Here is a 14199-nt window from a genome sequence, read left to right on the forward strand (position 1 = left end):
TCAAGGTACAAAAAGTGTTACCACATAATTCAAAAAATAATTTTTTTCGTTTGTTAAACAGGAAATGCCCGCTCAATGGCGGGCATGACAGGTTAATAGTACAACGTTTTTAGAATCGTCCGATGGTAAAGCCAGCGTAGAATCCCGGCCACCAGCGACCTTTATGATCTTTGTAGCTCACGTCATCGTGATAATCGCCAAGCGGTTTGAGCAACAGCTTATTCAAATAGCCTTCGCTCGTCAAGTTCAGCGTGCCACCCACCGAGAGGCCAAAGCCCGGGAACACTTGGTACACATAGCCCACACGTCCACGATGGTGATACCCAAACTTGCCTTCATCTTTAAGGCGGAATTTGTCGTAGACCGTCAAGAACATGTATTCCAGTTCCCAGTGGCTTCCGTACTGCCCGAATTGCGTACCAATACCAAAGCCATTTTCGTACTTCTTCTCGAATTCGCTAAAGCCAGAGCCCTTCTTGAAGAACCAAGCCCATTCCAAAGCGCTATAGAAGTACGCTGTACCCAAATGGACTGATCCGCCGAGCGCTCCCATTTCGTTGATGTAAGGGGTCACGCTCCACACGCCGTTTCCGACGATGTTGATGATACCGACCGGAGTCTTTTCGCAATGGGCACAGACGTTAACAATACCCCACTGACGGCCAGATTCCTTTGTCGCATAGTTGACAACACCGACTTGGAGCTTGTTGTTCTCGTGAGCGGCATTCACACCGGCAACCACCTGAATATCGCTCTTCTTAGCTGCATTGACACCTGCAGAAACTTGGACATCCGTTTCTTTGGCAACGTTAACACCTGCAACGACTTGCAAATTCGAAGATTCCGCAGCATTCACACCAGCAGTGATCTGCATCTTGGTCGCCTTTGCATAGTTCACGCCCGCGGAAACCTGGAATCCTTTAAGCGTGTCAATCGCCAAGTTCACAACACCGATCTGAGCGCCAGAAGACTTGTCTTTAGTAAAGTTCACTGCTGTACCAATCTGCGAACCCGAAAATGAGCCAGCATAGTTTACTGCACTAGAAATCTGCACACCTTCAAAATGCTTTCTCGCCACGTTGATAACCGTCGTCGCTTGCAATCCATGCATTTCCTTTTTCGCGATATTTGCGATCAAGCTTACCTGCGTACCGAGCATATAATCGTTAGCATGAGTTGTGAGCAAACCCAACTGCAATCCCTTACGAGGTTCCTTATCGCGATCCACGAATTTAAAAGTGGTACGGAAGCGACCATGATGATCCAAGGAATCAAGCGAGCATGCAATTGTATCTCCGCTGGAGCACATTCTATTGCCACCGATTTCACCGCGCAACACAGTCTGTTCGGCCATGACGCTCTTGAAATTTTCAGCCGTAATCTTTTCACGCTTGCCGTTCACAAGCTTCACAGAAGCGCCCATGTAATCAAGATCGTGCTGGAGATTCACCGTGTAATTGCCCGGCGGAAGCCCCAGACTCATGGCGCGTCCGCGCTTCTTGTTGAGTTCTGCAACGAGTTCACCATCGGCATCGCGGATGTACAAGCGACCAGAAACATTTTCATCGACATCAAGTCCAGCGCCAGTCGCACGCAAATCGGTCATCACCACGTCACCCGTACCCGCAAGATTCATGTCGCGGCTCGGATGCTGAGCGCCACCCAGCGTTGTTTCCGTTTTCTGGAGCGTTTCGTTAAATGCAAACTGGTACGCTTCCGAGAGCGTCACGCGGCCATCGCTGCTCAAGTCGCCTGCGCCACGGAGACCGCTCACAAGCGAATGCGTAAAGAACGAGCCCTTGAGCTTATCGCTTTCCTGGCTAGATTCATCTTGCGTGCTGCTCGTGATAAACGCATAGCCCTTCATGTCACTGCTCTGATCGACCATAAAAGCAGGCACCGCCTTACCACCTTTCACGCGGGTAATTGCACCAGAACCGCAAGCATCAATCACAGCAATTTTCACATCGGCACTGAGGGCGTCAATGCGATTGCGCAAGTCCTTCCAGGCGTAAGTTTCTTCGCCCAAACGGAGACCCTTTTCGTCGGCGTGACCGCTGTAATAGACGAGCACTTCGTCGCGACCATTAGAGGCCTTGTCCTGCAAAATTTTTGCATCGAGATTCGCAAATTCCTTTTGCAAAGCAACAACAGAAGGTTCCTTCACAAGAATCACGTTCTGCGGAAGCACGCCACCCATTTCCTTGAGCACCTTGGCAAACGATCGGGCATCACTTTCCGCATAGCGAAGCATCGGACGGCCAGCCCCGCCGTTATTGGCACTCACGGCCACTACGTAGCGATTGATACGGCCCGATTCTGTTGCAGCATCGGCATTAGAAGCCAAAAAGAGCAAAACAAAAAGAAATGCAAAAGACAAACCAGACAACACCCCAAAAGCCTTATTCGAAATCATAAACATTATTTACCCACCTTCTTGAGAGTAAAACCAATCACCTTCACGTCGCTTCTCTTGAGCAACTTATCGACATCATTTTCTTCAACCGCAAATTCCTTGGGAGAAGTCACGAAGAAGAACTTTTCAAAGTACGGAGCATCATCAAGCTTGTACGCAAACGGGAGTGAATTCATCTTACCCGGTGCAAGTTCAATTGCCTTCACGCCGTCGCCCATGTGGAGAGTCAGAGCGCCATTGCCGTCCATGCTAAAAAGGAGTCCAAAGCATTTCTCGGGGACGGCATAGCGCAACTGGATTTCATCACCTTCGCCGACAGAATCAAGATCGTTCAGCTGGACAATTCCGACCGAAGTCTTTTTCCAGACTTCCATGCGGGCGTCAAGTCCCTTGATTCGCGTATCGGATTCATTTTCGGCAAGCGCAACCTGCGTATTTTGCGAGCCATTGACATTAGCGACATCGCTACCCACGCGTTCGTTCATCACGGAAGTTTCGCTTTGGGCAAAGAACGCCACCAATGCAACCGCAAAAACGAACATCGCCGCAGCCGCAAATTTCACGAACGTAAAGCGCGGCGCATTTTTCGCAGCAGTCCCAGCAGTTTTCGTTACCGTTCCAAGATTCGCGGCAAGCGTTTCAAACGGCAACTTGCTCAAAATCGCCTTATTGTCTTCACGGAGCATTTTTACGCGATTTGCAAATACCGCATCATTCGCTTCAAGCTCGCGAAGCTTATTCATTTCTTCTTCCGGCAAATCGCCAGTCAGGAATCGTTCTAATTTCCAATCGGGAATCATCACTGAACCTCCAGAGTTTTAACTTTGGCCTGCAACCCGCGCAAACGCTTGCGCACACCGCTTACCGAGAGTCCGACTTCACGGGCAGTCTCTTCGAGCGTCATTCCATCGACAAAATGGAGGACTGCCATTGTGCGGCTAGATTCGGGTTCCTTCGAAAAGAGCTTTGCCAGCACATTTTTCGTTTCGTAATCGTCATGCTCGTCTTCGGCACAGGCGATGCTCAAAAGCAGGCTAGAAGAATCTACGTCAAGTCCACGACGGCGCTTGTCACGAATGCGGTTGAGGCAAAGTCTCGTTGCCGTATTCCACAAAAGGCTGCTCGGCGATTCCATATCCAGGCGTTCCGATGCAGAGTAAATCCGCAAAAAAACGTCTTGCATGAGGTCGCTAGCATCAGCGTCATCGCGAAGGAGTTGCAGGCAGCGCCTATAGACCATAGGCGCATACTTCTCGTAAATCTTTGCAAATCCTGCTTTTTTTAAGGTTTCTAGGCTTTTCACGTTTATGTAACACCGGAGGTATTCAAAAGTGTTACCTAAAAAATAAAAATTTTGAATTATTCTCTATAAATAAGAAGTCGATCCCGGCACAAGGCCGGGATGACAAAGCAATGCGGCCGGGATGACAGCGCTAAATCGTGTCTGAACTGCGCAAAGTTTGCATGGAACGGCGGAAAATTTCCTTGCCAGAGCCAATTTCAAAGAAATACTTGAAAATTCCAAGATCGACCTTGCTAAAAAAGCCCAAACGCTTCTCCGCAAAAACACGACCGCTCTCATCAACGCTAAATTTAGCCTTGAACTGGTTCAAAGCCGAAGGCGCAAGCATCACACAATCAATCCCCTTCTTAAACCAATCCGGAGATTGATCGTAATCCGGCGCAATTCGCGTCACAGGCTTCATCGGGTGCTGCACACCCTGCGTCTCCCCATTGCCAATCGCAATCACGAGTTCCAGCTTTTCGCCATCGTCAATTTCAATCGTCGGAGTCTTCTTGAACGTAAGACCGACCACGCAAGTATTGAGCCCAATCATCTGCGCCAAAAGCACGATATCCGCCGTCGCATACCCCACGCGTTCATCGAGCGAAGCTTCGCACCCCGCCACAGACTTTTGACCCGCAATCGCAATGTAATTTTTCACATTTCGAAACGAGCCGTAATGCGCCAAGCGACCGCTAAATGCCACATCGTCATTTAAAACAAGCTGCATGTGGAGTGCAAAATTTTCATTCAACCAACGAATCCGCGACTGCAATTCTTCGACCTGCTCTTTGGTCAAAGGCGTCGAAGCATACCTACGCACAGAATGTCGTGCTAAAACAGCCTCTTCAATAGTCATAAAGCCTCCTTCTCTAAAGCTCCCCAATCTTTTCTGTTCTAAACTACAATTTTACAGCTCAATTGTCTCGTCATCACTCTTGATAAAATCAATTAAGCGCTCCAACGTGAGGGCTGCCCCCATATTCCCCGCATCGGCAACACCTTCTACACGCAAGGAACACTCCCAGACAATCGCCACGCGATACCCCAAGAGCGAAAGTTCGTGTTGCGTTTTAATATCGCGCACAATGTTGCGGTCGAACTTGTCGTTCCAAAATGCAGAATTCGACTTCGGACGGCTCGTGAGCTTGCAACCGTGCTGGTGCCAAAAACACCCGTTCACAAAAATCGCAACCCCATACCTTTGTACGAAAATATCCGGCGTCCCCGGCAAATCCCGACGGTGAAGCCGATAGCGGAACCCAGCCTCAAAAAGCGCCTTGCGCACAATCATCTCGGGCTTTGTATCCTCCGAATGGACCGCCTGCATCATCTGCGAGCGGGTCATCGGCTTGCGAGACCTGCGCCTTTTTGCCGCCTTTTTCTTGGCACTCGATTTTTTTGAAACTTTATCCACTATCGTGATCCCAATTACATTAAAAAAGATAAATTTAATTGCGTAACAACAGTGTAATTTATTTTGATTTTTTAATAGCAGGCACAAAATGAAAGTTCAAGACCGCTTTTTAAAATACGTGAGCTTCACCACCACCTCCGACGAGAATAGCGAAAGTTGCCCGAGTACCAAGCAGCAACTCGAACTCGCCAAGTTTTTGACCGAGGAACTTGAACAGATTGGACTTTCACAAGTGAAGATGGATGAGAACGGCTACGTCTACGGACTTCTGCCCGCCACCGAAGGCCGCGAAAGCGACACGCCCATCGGATTCATCAGTCACATGGACACGTCACCGGATTTTTCGGGCGTAAACCCGAAACCGCAAATCATCGAAGATTACGATGGCGAAGATGTACCCCTCAAGGGCTCGGGAGCTGTGCTCAAGGTCGAAGACTTCCCCACGCTCAAATGGCTCAAGGGCCGCACACTCATCACGACTGACGGCACAACGCTCCTCGGCGCCGACGACAAGGCAGGCATTGCCGAAATCGTGACCGCCATGGAAGAGCTCATCGAAATCGACCGCCACGCCGAAAGCCGCGGTTACGAGAACCTCTCCGGCCACGGAGACATTTGGGTCTGCTTCACACCAGACGAAGAAATCGGACGCGGCGCCGACCGTCTGGACTTGAGCTATTTCACGGCTAAATACGCCTACACCGTCGACGGCGGATACGAAGGCGACATCGCTTACGAGAACTTCAACGCCGCAAGCGCCACCTTCAAGATTCACGGCAAGGGCGTGCATCCCGGCGAAGCCAAGGGCATCATGAAAAACGCAAGCCTCATGGCCGCCGAAATTGCGATGGCGCTCCCCGAAAACGAAACACCCGCCACCACCGAAGGCCGCGAAGGATTCTACCACCTGACCGACATGCAAGGCGACGTGACCGAAGCGACACTCAGCTACATCGTCCGCGACCACGACCAGACGCGATTTGAAGAACGCCAAGAATTCCTACGCGAAATCGCCAAAAAGTTTAACGAAAAATTCGGCGAAGGCTCTATCGAGCTCGAGCTCAAGCATTCCTACAGCAACATGCTGCAGATCATCGAAAAAACGCCTGAAGTCCTTGAACGCGCACGCACCGCCATTGCTGCCGAAAACATCACGCCGGTAAGCGACCCTGTGCGCGGCGGCACCGACGGCGCCAAACTCAGCTTTATGGGACTCCCCTGCCCAAATCTCGGCACGGGCGGCTACGGCTACCACGGTCCCTTCGAACACGTGACCGTCGAAGGCATGGAAACAGTCGTCCGCATCATCAAGAGAATCGCCACCAGCAGGGGTTAAAAGCCCCGAAATCATTCCAATTTGAAATAATTAGCCGTTTGAAATCCTTGTAATATTATTATAGATTTCCCCAGTGGAGGGAAGAATGTTACAAGGTTTACTTTCTTTTGAACTATTGGGACTCTCGGGAAATGCGTGGTTTACAATAGCTGTAATCCTCGCACTTTTTGCGTCCATGATGTTTTCAAAATTGCGCACCGACCTCATCTTTGTCGCCGCCATGTCCGCTTTATTCATAAGCGGAGTCCTTGATGTCAAGAGCGCATTTGGCGGTTTCTGCGCACCGTCCGTCCTCGTCATTGGCGTCCTTTTCGCAGTCATTGCAGGTCTCAATCAGACAGGCGTTTTGAACTGGATTGTCAAGCACCTGATGGGCACCCCAAAAACTCTCACGGGAGCCATCACGCGCCTCATGCTCCCCGTCGCCCTTTTAAGTTCTCTCCTCACCAACACGACCATCGTCGCCTTGTTCATCAACATCGTGAAGATTTGGTCCAAAAAGCTCGGCATTTCGCCGTCCAAGCTTTTGATCCCACTCAGTTACGCTTCTGGAATGGGCGGCATCTGCACCTTGATCGGAACTCCACCAAACCTCATTATTTCAGGGCTCTACACCGACGCGACCGGCATCCATCTCGGGATTTTCACGACAACGATTTGCGGGCTATTCTGCCTTGCTGTTGGCATTTTGTCTGTCATCGCACTGCAGAAGCTCCTCCCCGAACGCAAGTCCCCGTTAAGCGGGCTCAGCGATGACGAAATGACACTCGAACTCTGCGTGCCCTCAAAGCATAACTTTATCGGCATGACTTTGCGAGAAATCTACGACAGCAATCCGCGCGGTTTCGAGAAAGACAAGAACGGCATTCTCGCCATCCGCCGTTTCGATAACGAAGTCGAAGTTGCTACCCCCGATTCCATCATCATGGGCGCAGACCACATCATCGTATCGGGCAAGGCGGAGCAACTCCAGTGGATTTGCAACAACCTCAACTTGAAAAACGAGCATCTGGAAGGCGTCATTGAAAACGCAGCCGTCGGAAAAAAATTTGGAAAGAAAACCGTTATTTCCGCAGCAATCATGATTGCCATGGTGCTCCTTTCGGCATTTAATATAATGCCGTTACTTTCGTCTTGCATACTCGCTGCCGCAGCCATGATCCTTTTCCGTTGCTGTTCAAGCACGCAAGCAATGAACGCCATCAACTGGGAAATCATCATCGTTTTTGCAGGAAGCATTTGCCTTGGCAAAGCGCTTGAAATCACCGGTGTCGCCTCAAAAATCGCAAACAGCATTCTGAGCGTGAGCGGGAGTAACCCCTACATTACACTTGCCATCATGTGCGTTGTCGCAACCTTCATCACCGAATTCATCAGCAATACAGCAGCAGCAGCACTGTTCTGCCCCATTGCATTGAGCGCCGCGAGCGCCCTTGGCGTAAACCAGCTCACATTCTGTATCGCACTCATGATTGCCGCAAGCAGTAGCTTTGCTACCCCGATTGGCTCCCCCACCCACATGCTCGTTTACGGCCCGGGCGGTTACCATTTTACAGATTTTGTTAAAATCGGCCTTCCAATGAATTTTATCATCCTAGCCGCAAATATATTTATAACAACTTTGATTTTTCCCTTTTAATAATATAAGTTAAAGTTATCAGTTTCATCAAAAAAGATTATACATTAAACATACGGAGGTTACTATGCATATTTCATTCATCATATTCAATATCTTTGTTCTCATTGTCATCGTCGTTGCTGCATACGCACTAGGGCGTAGAATCAGCAAGGAAACCAAGCAGAATGCGCCCGAAGCTTTGAACAACACGCCTTACGAAGACTGCGTCAAGGAAAACGAAGCCAAGTTCAAATACGGGACATTCACGGACGCCCGCGATGGAGAAACGTACCGCACCATTCAAATCGGAAACCAGGTCTGGATGGCAGAAAACCTGCGCTTCAAGACCGAAGGTAGCTACGCTCCGAACAACGATGAATCGAACGTCGCAAAGTTTGGTCGTTTGTACACATGGACAAAGGCTTTGGACATTCCTGATGAATACGCTGAACAGTCTACGGCAAAAGACATCGAGATGCACAACAAAATCAAGGACAAGAACTACAAAGGCATTGCCCCAGAAGGTTGGCATATTCCGAGCAACAAGGAATGGGAACAGCTCCTCAGCAATCTTGACGCAAAGTCCGATGGTGGTGAGTTGCGCGGCAAATTCATGTGGAAGAACAAGGGCAAGGATACGTTCGGATTCTTCGCGCTCCCGGCGGGTTACCGCTTTGACAACGGCAACTTCTGCCATTTCAGCAGACGCGCCCGTTTCTGGAGCAAGGATGAATACGGCAAGGCTAATGCATTCCGCCTGAGCATTACCAACAATTCCGTTGATATCGAAGGCGTGTACAGATCCGACGCACTTTCAATCCGCTGTGTGAAGAACGTGTAATTGACGGCGAAGCCTATACAAAAGTCCCTCGCGAGTATTCGCGAGGGCTTTTTGTGTTCTTGTAAGTGCGTTTCCGTTCCGAGGAGGGGTGTTAGTTGGATGAATCGTTGCCGTGAACGTAACTTACAAAAGCAAAGCGTTTGCTGTCGGGAGCCCAGGAATTGACATTGATAGTTCCTTGACCGCCGAAGAGTTTAAGAATCGTTTGCGGTGCAGACCAAGAATCTGCAGGGAGTGCGCGGCGCATCAAGCGGAGTTCCACATTTTTGTTAGGCACATGCTCGCCCGGTCGCACATCCGTTTCCGTGTATGCCACCATCACGACCTTTTGATGGTCCGGCGAAATATGCGGGAACCAGGTATTCCAATGCAAGTCATGCGTCATCTGCGTTTGTTCGGAGCCATCCGCCTTCATGCAGAATGCCTGCATACGCCCAGAGCGTTCGGAATTAAACCAGATATATTCGCCATTGCAATCATATTCAGGACCGTCATTCAGTCCAAATGCAGTTGTGAGGCGAGTTTCGTTACCGCCCGCCGCCGGAATTGTGTAAATGTCATACGAGCCGTTGCGTTCGGCACAGTACGCAAGCGTTTTCCCGTCAGGCGTGATTCCATGCAAATAGCTTGGCGCAAGGGGCGTCACCAATCGCGGTTCGCGGCCATCAAAATAAATCTTGTAAATGCGTGAAAGTCCGTCTTCTTTGGAGTGGTGGCTCACGTAAATGCCGCTGCCATCCGGATCAAGAACGTGGTCATTATTGCAGTTATCCACATAATGACTTTCGATTTCTGTCACCTCACCTGTTGCAAGCGTGTACTTGAAAATGCGACCATTGCTATTGTACGTGAGGAACGCTCCGTCAGCGCTCCAGTTTGGGGCTTCAATCACGCAGTCGAATTCCTTGAGAACCTTCGCTTCGCCAGTTTCGATATCGAACACTTGCAAAATAGACTTGTCGCCGTTACGATTCCACGTTTCACCCGGAGAAATTTCAAACGTGTAACTCACGCCAAACTGCTCGCGAATCTTGTCCATGAGCGTCATGAATTCCATCGTTTTGGCATGAGTCATTTCCGGGCGTTCCCAAACGACGGAGTACGCCGGGCCATCGCAAATTTCGTGCCGGAATTGCGCGGGATTTTCAATCGCTTCCTTGCAAGCGAGAACTTCGTATTCGTAGCAGTTGCAAAGACGCGAAGGCTCAACGGTTTCAACGACATTTCCGGCATCGTCAAGCAATTCCAGTTTCACCATATCATTCAAGTTCTGCACGCGGATTTGCCCAGCCGTTCCGTAAATCACGCCCTCGTTATGCGTCGGCGAAACCATTGAAGTCTTAAGATATGCTTTTTGGCCGTTTTCGTACGTGAGATTTATCCAGTCGCTCGCATCCACGCCCGTCTTGAACTTGACGCATTTGCAATCCATCGACGTGATTTCGTTACGGACGAAATTGCCATCAGAAGTTTCGCGTGTGCCAAGGAACAAGTCCGCAAACGTAAGGCTGTAAATACCGATATCCAAAAGCGCACCGCCCGCAAGCGCAGGGTCATGCATACGGTCACGATTGCTAAGTTTCATCGAGAAATCAGCTTCAACCGATTCAACATTTCCAATGCGACCGTCGCGAATCCAGCTACGAATCGTCTCTAGCGCAGGCAAGAATCGCGTCCACATCGCTTCGCACAAGAAAACGCCCTTATCATGCGCGAGCGAAATCACTTCTGCCGCAAGTTTTGCATTCGCCGTAAAAGCCTTTTCGACAAGAATATTTCGGCCATGTTCAATACAAAGTTTTGTAAATACATGATGATGCGAATGCGGCGTCGCAATATAAATCAAATCGATTGCAGAATCCGCAACAAGTTCCTCGTAACTGCCATACGCTTTTTCAAAGCCATATTCCTTGGCAAAAGCAGTCGCCTTTTCCAAATCGCGGGATGCCACAGCGTAGCATTCCACGCCCATTCCCTGATTTTCCAAAGTTTTAACAGCAGCGGCCATCTTTGTCGCAATATGACCGCACCCAAGAATCGCAAACTTCAAATTTTTCATACCATAAATATAAATCGATCGCGCCCGAAACTTCAAAAAAAATTTTGCACCCCCTGTTTACCACTGTAGCCGAATAAAATCAAACCCGTTTTTCAGTTGCCGCCCACATTCAAGTCTGTCATGCCCGCCACCGCGCGGGCATCACCCTCACCGTCAAACGCTCTAGAATTTGATATATTTCACAGCATGAAACAGATTGAAACAGTTGCAGTTGTGGGTCTCGGGGCTGTCGGTGCCGTTGTAGCAGAACAGCTCTTGAGCGTTCTCGGGAACAAGCTTTATTGCGTGATGGACGCCGAACGCAAGACGCGATACCAAGCTAGCGGAATCGTCATCAACGGGAAAAAGGCGGACTTCAACTTTGTCACGCCGGACGAAGTCCCGGTCGTTGACCTTGTGATTTTTGCGACCAAGAATTTGCAATTCAACGAAGCGCTTGCAGAAGCGAAAAATGCAGTCGGACCGAACACAGCGTTACTTTCGCTTTTGAACGGAGTGCATTCCGAAACAGAAATCGAGCGCGTTTACGGTACTGAAAAGACGTTGTACGGATTCATCGTCAATTTGCAGTCCATCAACAAGCACGGGAACATTGACTGCGCTGGCCGAGGCATCATCCTCTTTGGCGAAAAAGACAACCACCGTTCCGAACGTATCGAAGCCATCCACCAGCTTTTTGAAACAGCGCACATCGTCCACAAGATTCCAGAAAACATCCGCTTGGAAATGTGGAAAAAACTCTTAATGAACACGGTATTCAACTCGATCGGAGCCATTTGCCGTTCGACATTTGCGGGTTTCAATTTCCCAGTGATGCAATCGCTTGTGCGTAAAATCGGGAACGAAGTCATTCAGGTGGCGAACGCCGAAGGCTTTGCGCTTACAAACGAAGATCTTGAAGAAAACCTGCGACTCACATGCAACTACACGCCGCTCGGCAAGTGTTCCATGCTGCAGGATATCGAGGCCGGACGCAAAACGGAGAACGCGTATTTCTGCGGAACCATCACTAAGCTCGGGAAGGCTCACGGGATTCCGACGCCCTACTGCGAATTCTTAGGCGAACTCCTCGAAGGGACTGAGCTCGCGCGAGATCTTATCAAATAAGGTGTTTTACGACTTCCACGTCAGCGGGGAGCCAGCTGACAGTGTTTAAGTTTGTGTGGTCAAGCCATTTGGCGTCTTCGTGTTCCAAAAGTTTCGGCTTGCAGCCTGCAGCGAGCGTGCAATAAAAGCAATGCATCGTCAGGTGAAATTTCGGGTAATCGTATTCCACCGTGCAAATTTTTTCGCCAACATTTACTTCAATGGCGAGCTCTTCCTGAAGTTCGCGAACGAGCGCCTGTTCCGGAGTTTCACCCGGTTCCATCTTACCGCCCGGGAACTCCCAGCCATCTTTTTGGTCGCCATACCCGCGCTGCGTGGCAAAAATGCGCCCGCCATCTACGATAACACCTGCGACAACTTCTATAGATTTCATGGTGTAAAATGTAGAAATAACAAGATTTAACGTCAAAATTTGCCTAAAATCAAAAAAATTACGCTTATAAGAATTTTATATAGCCAAACCTCTTGACTTTTCAAATTAAATTTTATAAAATTTAATTGTGTAAAACAAAATAGTGTATATGGAGAAAAAATATGACAATCTACGACTTCACACTTACCGATGGTAAAGGCAACGAAGTTCCACTCTCTAAATTCAAGGGCCAAGTCATGCTCATCGTGAACACGGCGACCGGCTGCGGATTCACCCCGCATTACAAGCCGATCGAAAAGATGTACACAGACTTCCACGACAAGGGCTTCGAAGTCATCGACATTCCGTGCAACCAGTTCATGAACCAGACCCCAGGTTCTGACGAAGAAATCCATGAATTCTGCACGCTCAAGTACGGCACAACCTTCCCGCAGATGAAAAAGTCTGACGTGAACGGCCCCAACGAGCTCCCGCTTTACACCTACCTGAAATCCAAAATAGGCTTTGAAGGTTTCGGATTCGGCGTCAAGGCGGCAGCAATGGCCATGCTTCTGAAGAAGATCGACAAGGATTACAAGAACAATCCTGATATCAAGTGGAACTTCACAAAGTTCGTCATCGACCGCGCAGGCAACGTTGTCGCCCGTTTTGAACCCACTGCCAAAATGGAGGACGTACGTTCTTGCGTTGAAAAGCTACTTTAGGAGGTGCAATGATTTGTCCTCAACTAAAACTTGAAAATCAACTATGCTTTCCGTTGTATGCAGTATCCAAGGAAATCACGCGCCGTTACTCGCCATTCCTGGAGCCGCTAGACCTCACCTACACGCAGTACATCGTGATGCTCGTGTTGTGGGAAGAGAAAAAATGTAACGTCACTGAACTCGGACAAAAGCTCTACCTTGATTCAGGAACGCTCACACCGCTCCTGAAAAAGCTCGAGAGCAAAGGCTACATCACACGAACCCGCGAAGCAAGCGACGAGCGTTGCCTTTCGGTAAGCCTGACCGATGAAGGTGAAAAGTTGCAGCACAAAGCAGCGAGCGTTCCTAAGTCCATGGCAAGTTGCGTAAATTTGCCCGAAGACGAGGCCAAGGCGCTTTACCACACGCTTTACAAAATCTTGGAAAGCTTTAGGAAAAACGCATGATAAAAATCTTGTTCGTATGTCACGGGAACATCTGCAGAAGCCCGATGGCAGAATTTGTAATGAAAAAGTTGGTACGCGACATTAGTTCGTCCGCAAAACAAGTCACGACGAACACAGCGTTAACCGCCACAGACTTTGAGATTGCATCTGCAGCGACAAGCACCGAAGAAATCGGAAATCCGGTGTACCCGCCTGCAAGGCGCATGCTCGCCAGTCACGGCATCGACTGCAGCGGGAAAACGGCCCGACAAATGACCGTCGCTGACTACAACCATTACGACTACATCGTGCTCATGGATCAAAACAACCTGCGGAATCTCCATTGGATTTTGCCCCGCGACATTTACGAACGAGAACTCGCACAGTATCAAGAAGCCCGAGAACCTGCACAGAAACAAGATGCGCGTGATTCCCAAGCTCACAAAGTTTCACTCCTTATGGATTGGGCGGGCAAAAACCGCGACGTTGCAGATCCTTGGTACACAGGCGATTTCAACGCCACTTGGCAAGACGTCAACGAAGGCTGTACCGCCTTGCTACAGCACATTTTGAAAAATTCATAGACTCCTCATAGACTCCTACAAAGAAGCCGACTCC

The 14199-nt window shown here is 49.4% G+C and carries 14 protein-coding genes and 1 pseudogene; 7 read left to right on the forward strand and 8 right to left on the reverse strand.

What is annotated here, in order from left to right:
- Positions 1-109: 109 nt before the first annotated feature.
- The 5 genes from B9Y77_RS08280 to B9Y77_RS08300 form a co-directional block, all read right to left on the reverse strand.
- Positions 110-2422, reverse strand: coding sequence for a caspase family protein (locus B9Y77_RS08280; RefSeq protein WP_085491178.1), 2313 nt, complete (start codon positions 2420-2422; stop codon positions 110-112).
- Positions 2422-3219, reverse strand: coding sequence for a hypothetical protein (locus B9Y77_RS08285; protein WP_139829283.1), 798 nt, complete (start codon positions 3217-3219; stop codon positions 2422-2424). The genes B9Y77_RS08280 and B9Y77_RS08285 overlap by 1 nt, the downstream gene beginning before the upstream one ends.
- Positions 3216-3719, reverse strand: a complete 504-nt coding sequence (locus tag B9Y77_RS08290) for an RNA polymerase sigma factor (protein ID WP_085491180.1) — start codon at positions 3717-3719, stop codon at positions 3216-3218. Before B9Y77_RS08290 ends, B9Y77_RS08285 begins: the two co-directional genes overlap by 4 nt.
- Before the next feature lie 130 nt (positions 3720-3849).
- Entirely contained in the window at positions 3850-4560 is a 711-nt protein-coding gene (locus B9Y77_RS08295) for a nitroreductase family protein (protein WP_085491181.1), read from the reverse strand.
- Positions 4561-4611: 51 nt separating this feature from the next.
- Positions 4612-5118 (reverse strand): very short patch repair endonuclease, encoded by a 507-nt coding sequence (locus tag B9Y77_RS08300; RefSeq protein ID WP_085491182.1) that lies wholly within the window; start codon positions 5116-5118, stop codon positions 4612-4614.
- An 88-nt stretch (positions 5119-5206) separates the two neighbouring features.
- On the opposite strand from B9Y77_RS08300, the gene pepT reads away from it, so the two are divergent.
- The 3 genes from pepT to B9Y77_RS08315 all read left to right on the forward strand — a co-directional run bounded on the left by pepT (position 5207) and on the right by B9Y77_RS08315 (position 8913).
- Positions 5207-6454: a peptidase T gene (pepT, locus tag B9Y77_RS08305; RefSeq protein ID WP_085491183.1), complete on the forward strand. Its 1248-nt coding sequence runs from the start codon at positions 5207-5209 to the stop codon at positions 6452-6454.
- An 85-nt stretch (positions 6455-6539) separates the two neighbouring features.
- On the forward strand, positions 6540-8093 hold the full coding sequence (locus B9Y77_RS08310) for an SLC13 family permease (RefSeq protein ID WP_085491184.1): 1554 nt from the start codon (positions 6540-6542) through the stop codon (positions 8091-8093).
- Between the two features lie 64 nt (positions 8094-8157).
- The gene (locus B9Y77_RS08315; protein ID WP_085491185.1) at positions 8158-8913 is read left to right on the forward strand and encodes a fibrobacter succinogenes major paralogous domain-containing protein; all 756 of its coding nucleotides are present in this window, start codon (positions 8158-8160) and stop codon (positions 8911-8913) included.
- Between the two features lie 91 nt (positions 8914-9004).
- Here B9Y77_RS08315 and B9Y77_RS16330 read toward each other — a convergent pair whose 3' ends face one another.
- A complete protein-coding gene (locus B9Y77_RS16330) occupies positions 9005-9925 on the reverse strand; it encodes a TolB family protein (protein WP_369597153.1) in 921 nt (306 codons plus the stop codon).
- A 255-nt stretch (positions 9926-10180) separates the two neighbouring features.
- A pseudogene (locus tag B9Y77_RS16335) lies at positions 10181-10972 on the reverse strand (Gfo/Idh/MocA family protein); the annotation flags it as partial.
- Positions 10973-11158: 186 nt separating this feature from the next.
- Here B9Y77_RS16335 and B9Y77_RS08325 point away from each other — a divergent pair.
- Entirely contained in the window at positions 11159-12079 is a 921-nt protein-coding gene (locus tag B9Y77_RS08325) for a ketopantoate reductase family protein (RefSeq protein WP_085491187.1), read from the forward strand.
- Here B9Y77_RS08325 and B9Y77_RS08330 read toward each other — a convergent pair.
- Positions 12072-12452 (reverse strand): (deoxy)nucleoside triphosphate pyrophosphohydrolase, encoded by a 381-nt coding sequence (locus tag B9Y77_RS08330; protein WP_085491188.1) that lies wholly within the window; start codon positions 12450-12452, stop codon positions 12072-12074. The two genes, B9Y77_RS08325 and B9Y77_RS08330, sit on opposite strands and share 8 nt — an antisense overlap.
- A gap of 161 nt (positions 12453-12613) precedes the next feature.
- Here B9Y77_RS08330 and B9Y77_RS08335 point away from each other — a divergent pair, with 161 nt between their 5' ends.
- Genes B9Y77_RS08335 through B9Y77_RS08345 form a run of 3 tightly spaced genes read left to right on the forward strand, consistent with a single transcriptional unit; the run spans position 12614 to position 14165 of the window.
- Positions 12614-13156, forward strand: coding sequence for a glutathione peroxidase (locus B9Y77_RS08335; RefSeq protein ID WP_085491189.1), 543 nt, complete (start codon positions 12614-12616; stop codon positions 13154-13156).
- An 8-nt stretch (positions 13157-13164) separates the two neighbouring features.
- The gene (locus tag B9Y77_RS08340) at positions 13165-13602 is read left to right on the forward strand and encodes a MarR family winged helix-turn-helix transcriptional regulator (protein ID WP_085491190.1); all 438 of its coding nucleotides are present in this window, start codon (positions 13165-13167) and stop codon (positions 13600-13602) included.
- Positions 13599-14165, forward strand: coding sequence for a low molecular weight protein-tyrosine-phosphatase (locus tag B9Y77_RS08345; protein ID WP_085491191.1), 567 nt, complete (start codon positions 13599-13601; stop codon positions 14163-14165). The genes B9Y77_RS08340 and B9Y77_RS08345 overlap by 4 nt, the downstream gene beginning before the upstream one ends.
- Positions 14166-14199: the final 34 nt, after the last annotated feature.

The organism is Fibrobacter sp. UWB13 (assembly GCF_900177805.1).
Taxonomy (GTDB): domain Bacteria; phylum Fibrobacterota; class Fibrobacteria; order Fibrobacterales; family Fibrobacteraceae; genus Fibrobacter.

Coding starts and splice junctions, on each gene's coding strand:
- pepT (WP_085491183.1), top strand. CDS start 5,207: ATGAAAGTTCAAGACCGCTTTTTAAAATACGTGAGCTTCACCACCACC.
- B9Y77_RS08280 (WP_085491178.1), bottom strand. CDS start 2,422: ATGTTTATGATTTCGAATAAGGCTTTTGGGGTGTTGTCTGGTTTGTCT.
- B9Y77_RS08295 (WP_085491181.1), bottom strand. CDS start 4,560: ATGACTATTGAAGAGGCTGTTTTAGCACGACATTCTGTGCGTAGGTAT.
- B9Y77_RS08315 (WP_085491185.1), top strand. CDS start 8,158: ATGCATATTTCATTCATCATATTCAATATCTTTGTTCTCATTGTCATC.
- B9Y77_RS08345 (WP_085491191.1), top strand. CDS start 13,599: ATGATAAAAATCTTGTTCGTATGTCACGGGAACATCTGCAGAAGCCCG.
- B9Y77_RS08335 (WP_085491189.1), top strand. CDS start 12,614: ATGACAATCTACGACTTCACACTTACCGATGGTAAAGGCAACGAAGTT.
- B9Y77_RS08325 (WP_085491187.1), top strand. CDS start 11,159: ATGAAACAGATTGAAACAGTTGCAGTTGTGGGTCTCGGGGCTGTCGGT.
- B9Y77_RS08340 (WP_085491190.1), top strand. CDS start 13,165: ATGATTTGTCCTCAACTAAAACTTGAAAATCAACTATGCTTTCCGTTG.
- B9Y77_RS08310 (WP_085491184.1), top strand. CDS start 6,540: ATGTTACAAGGTTTACTTTCTTTTGAACTATTGGGACTCTCGGGAAAT.
- B9Y77_RS08330 (WP_085491188.1), bottom strand. CDS start 12,452: ATGAAATCTATAGAAGTTGTCGCAGGTGTTATCGTAGATGGCGGGCGC.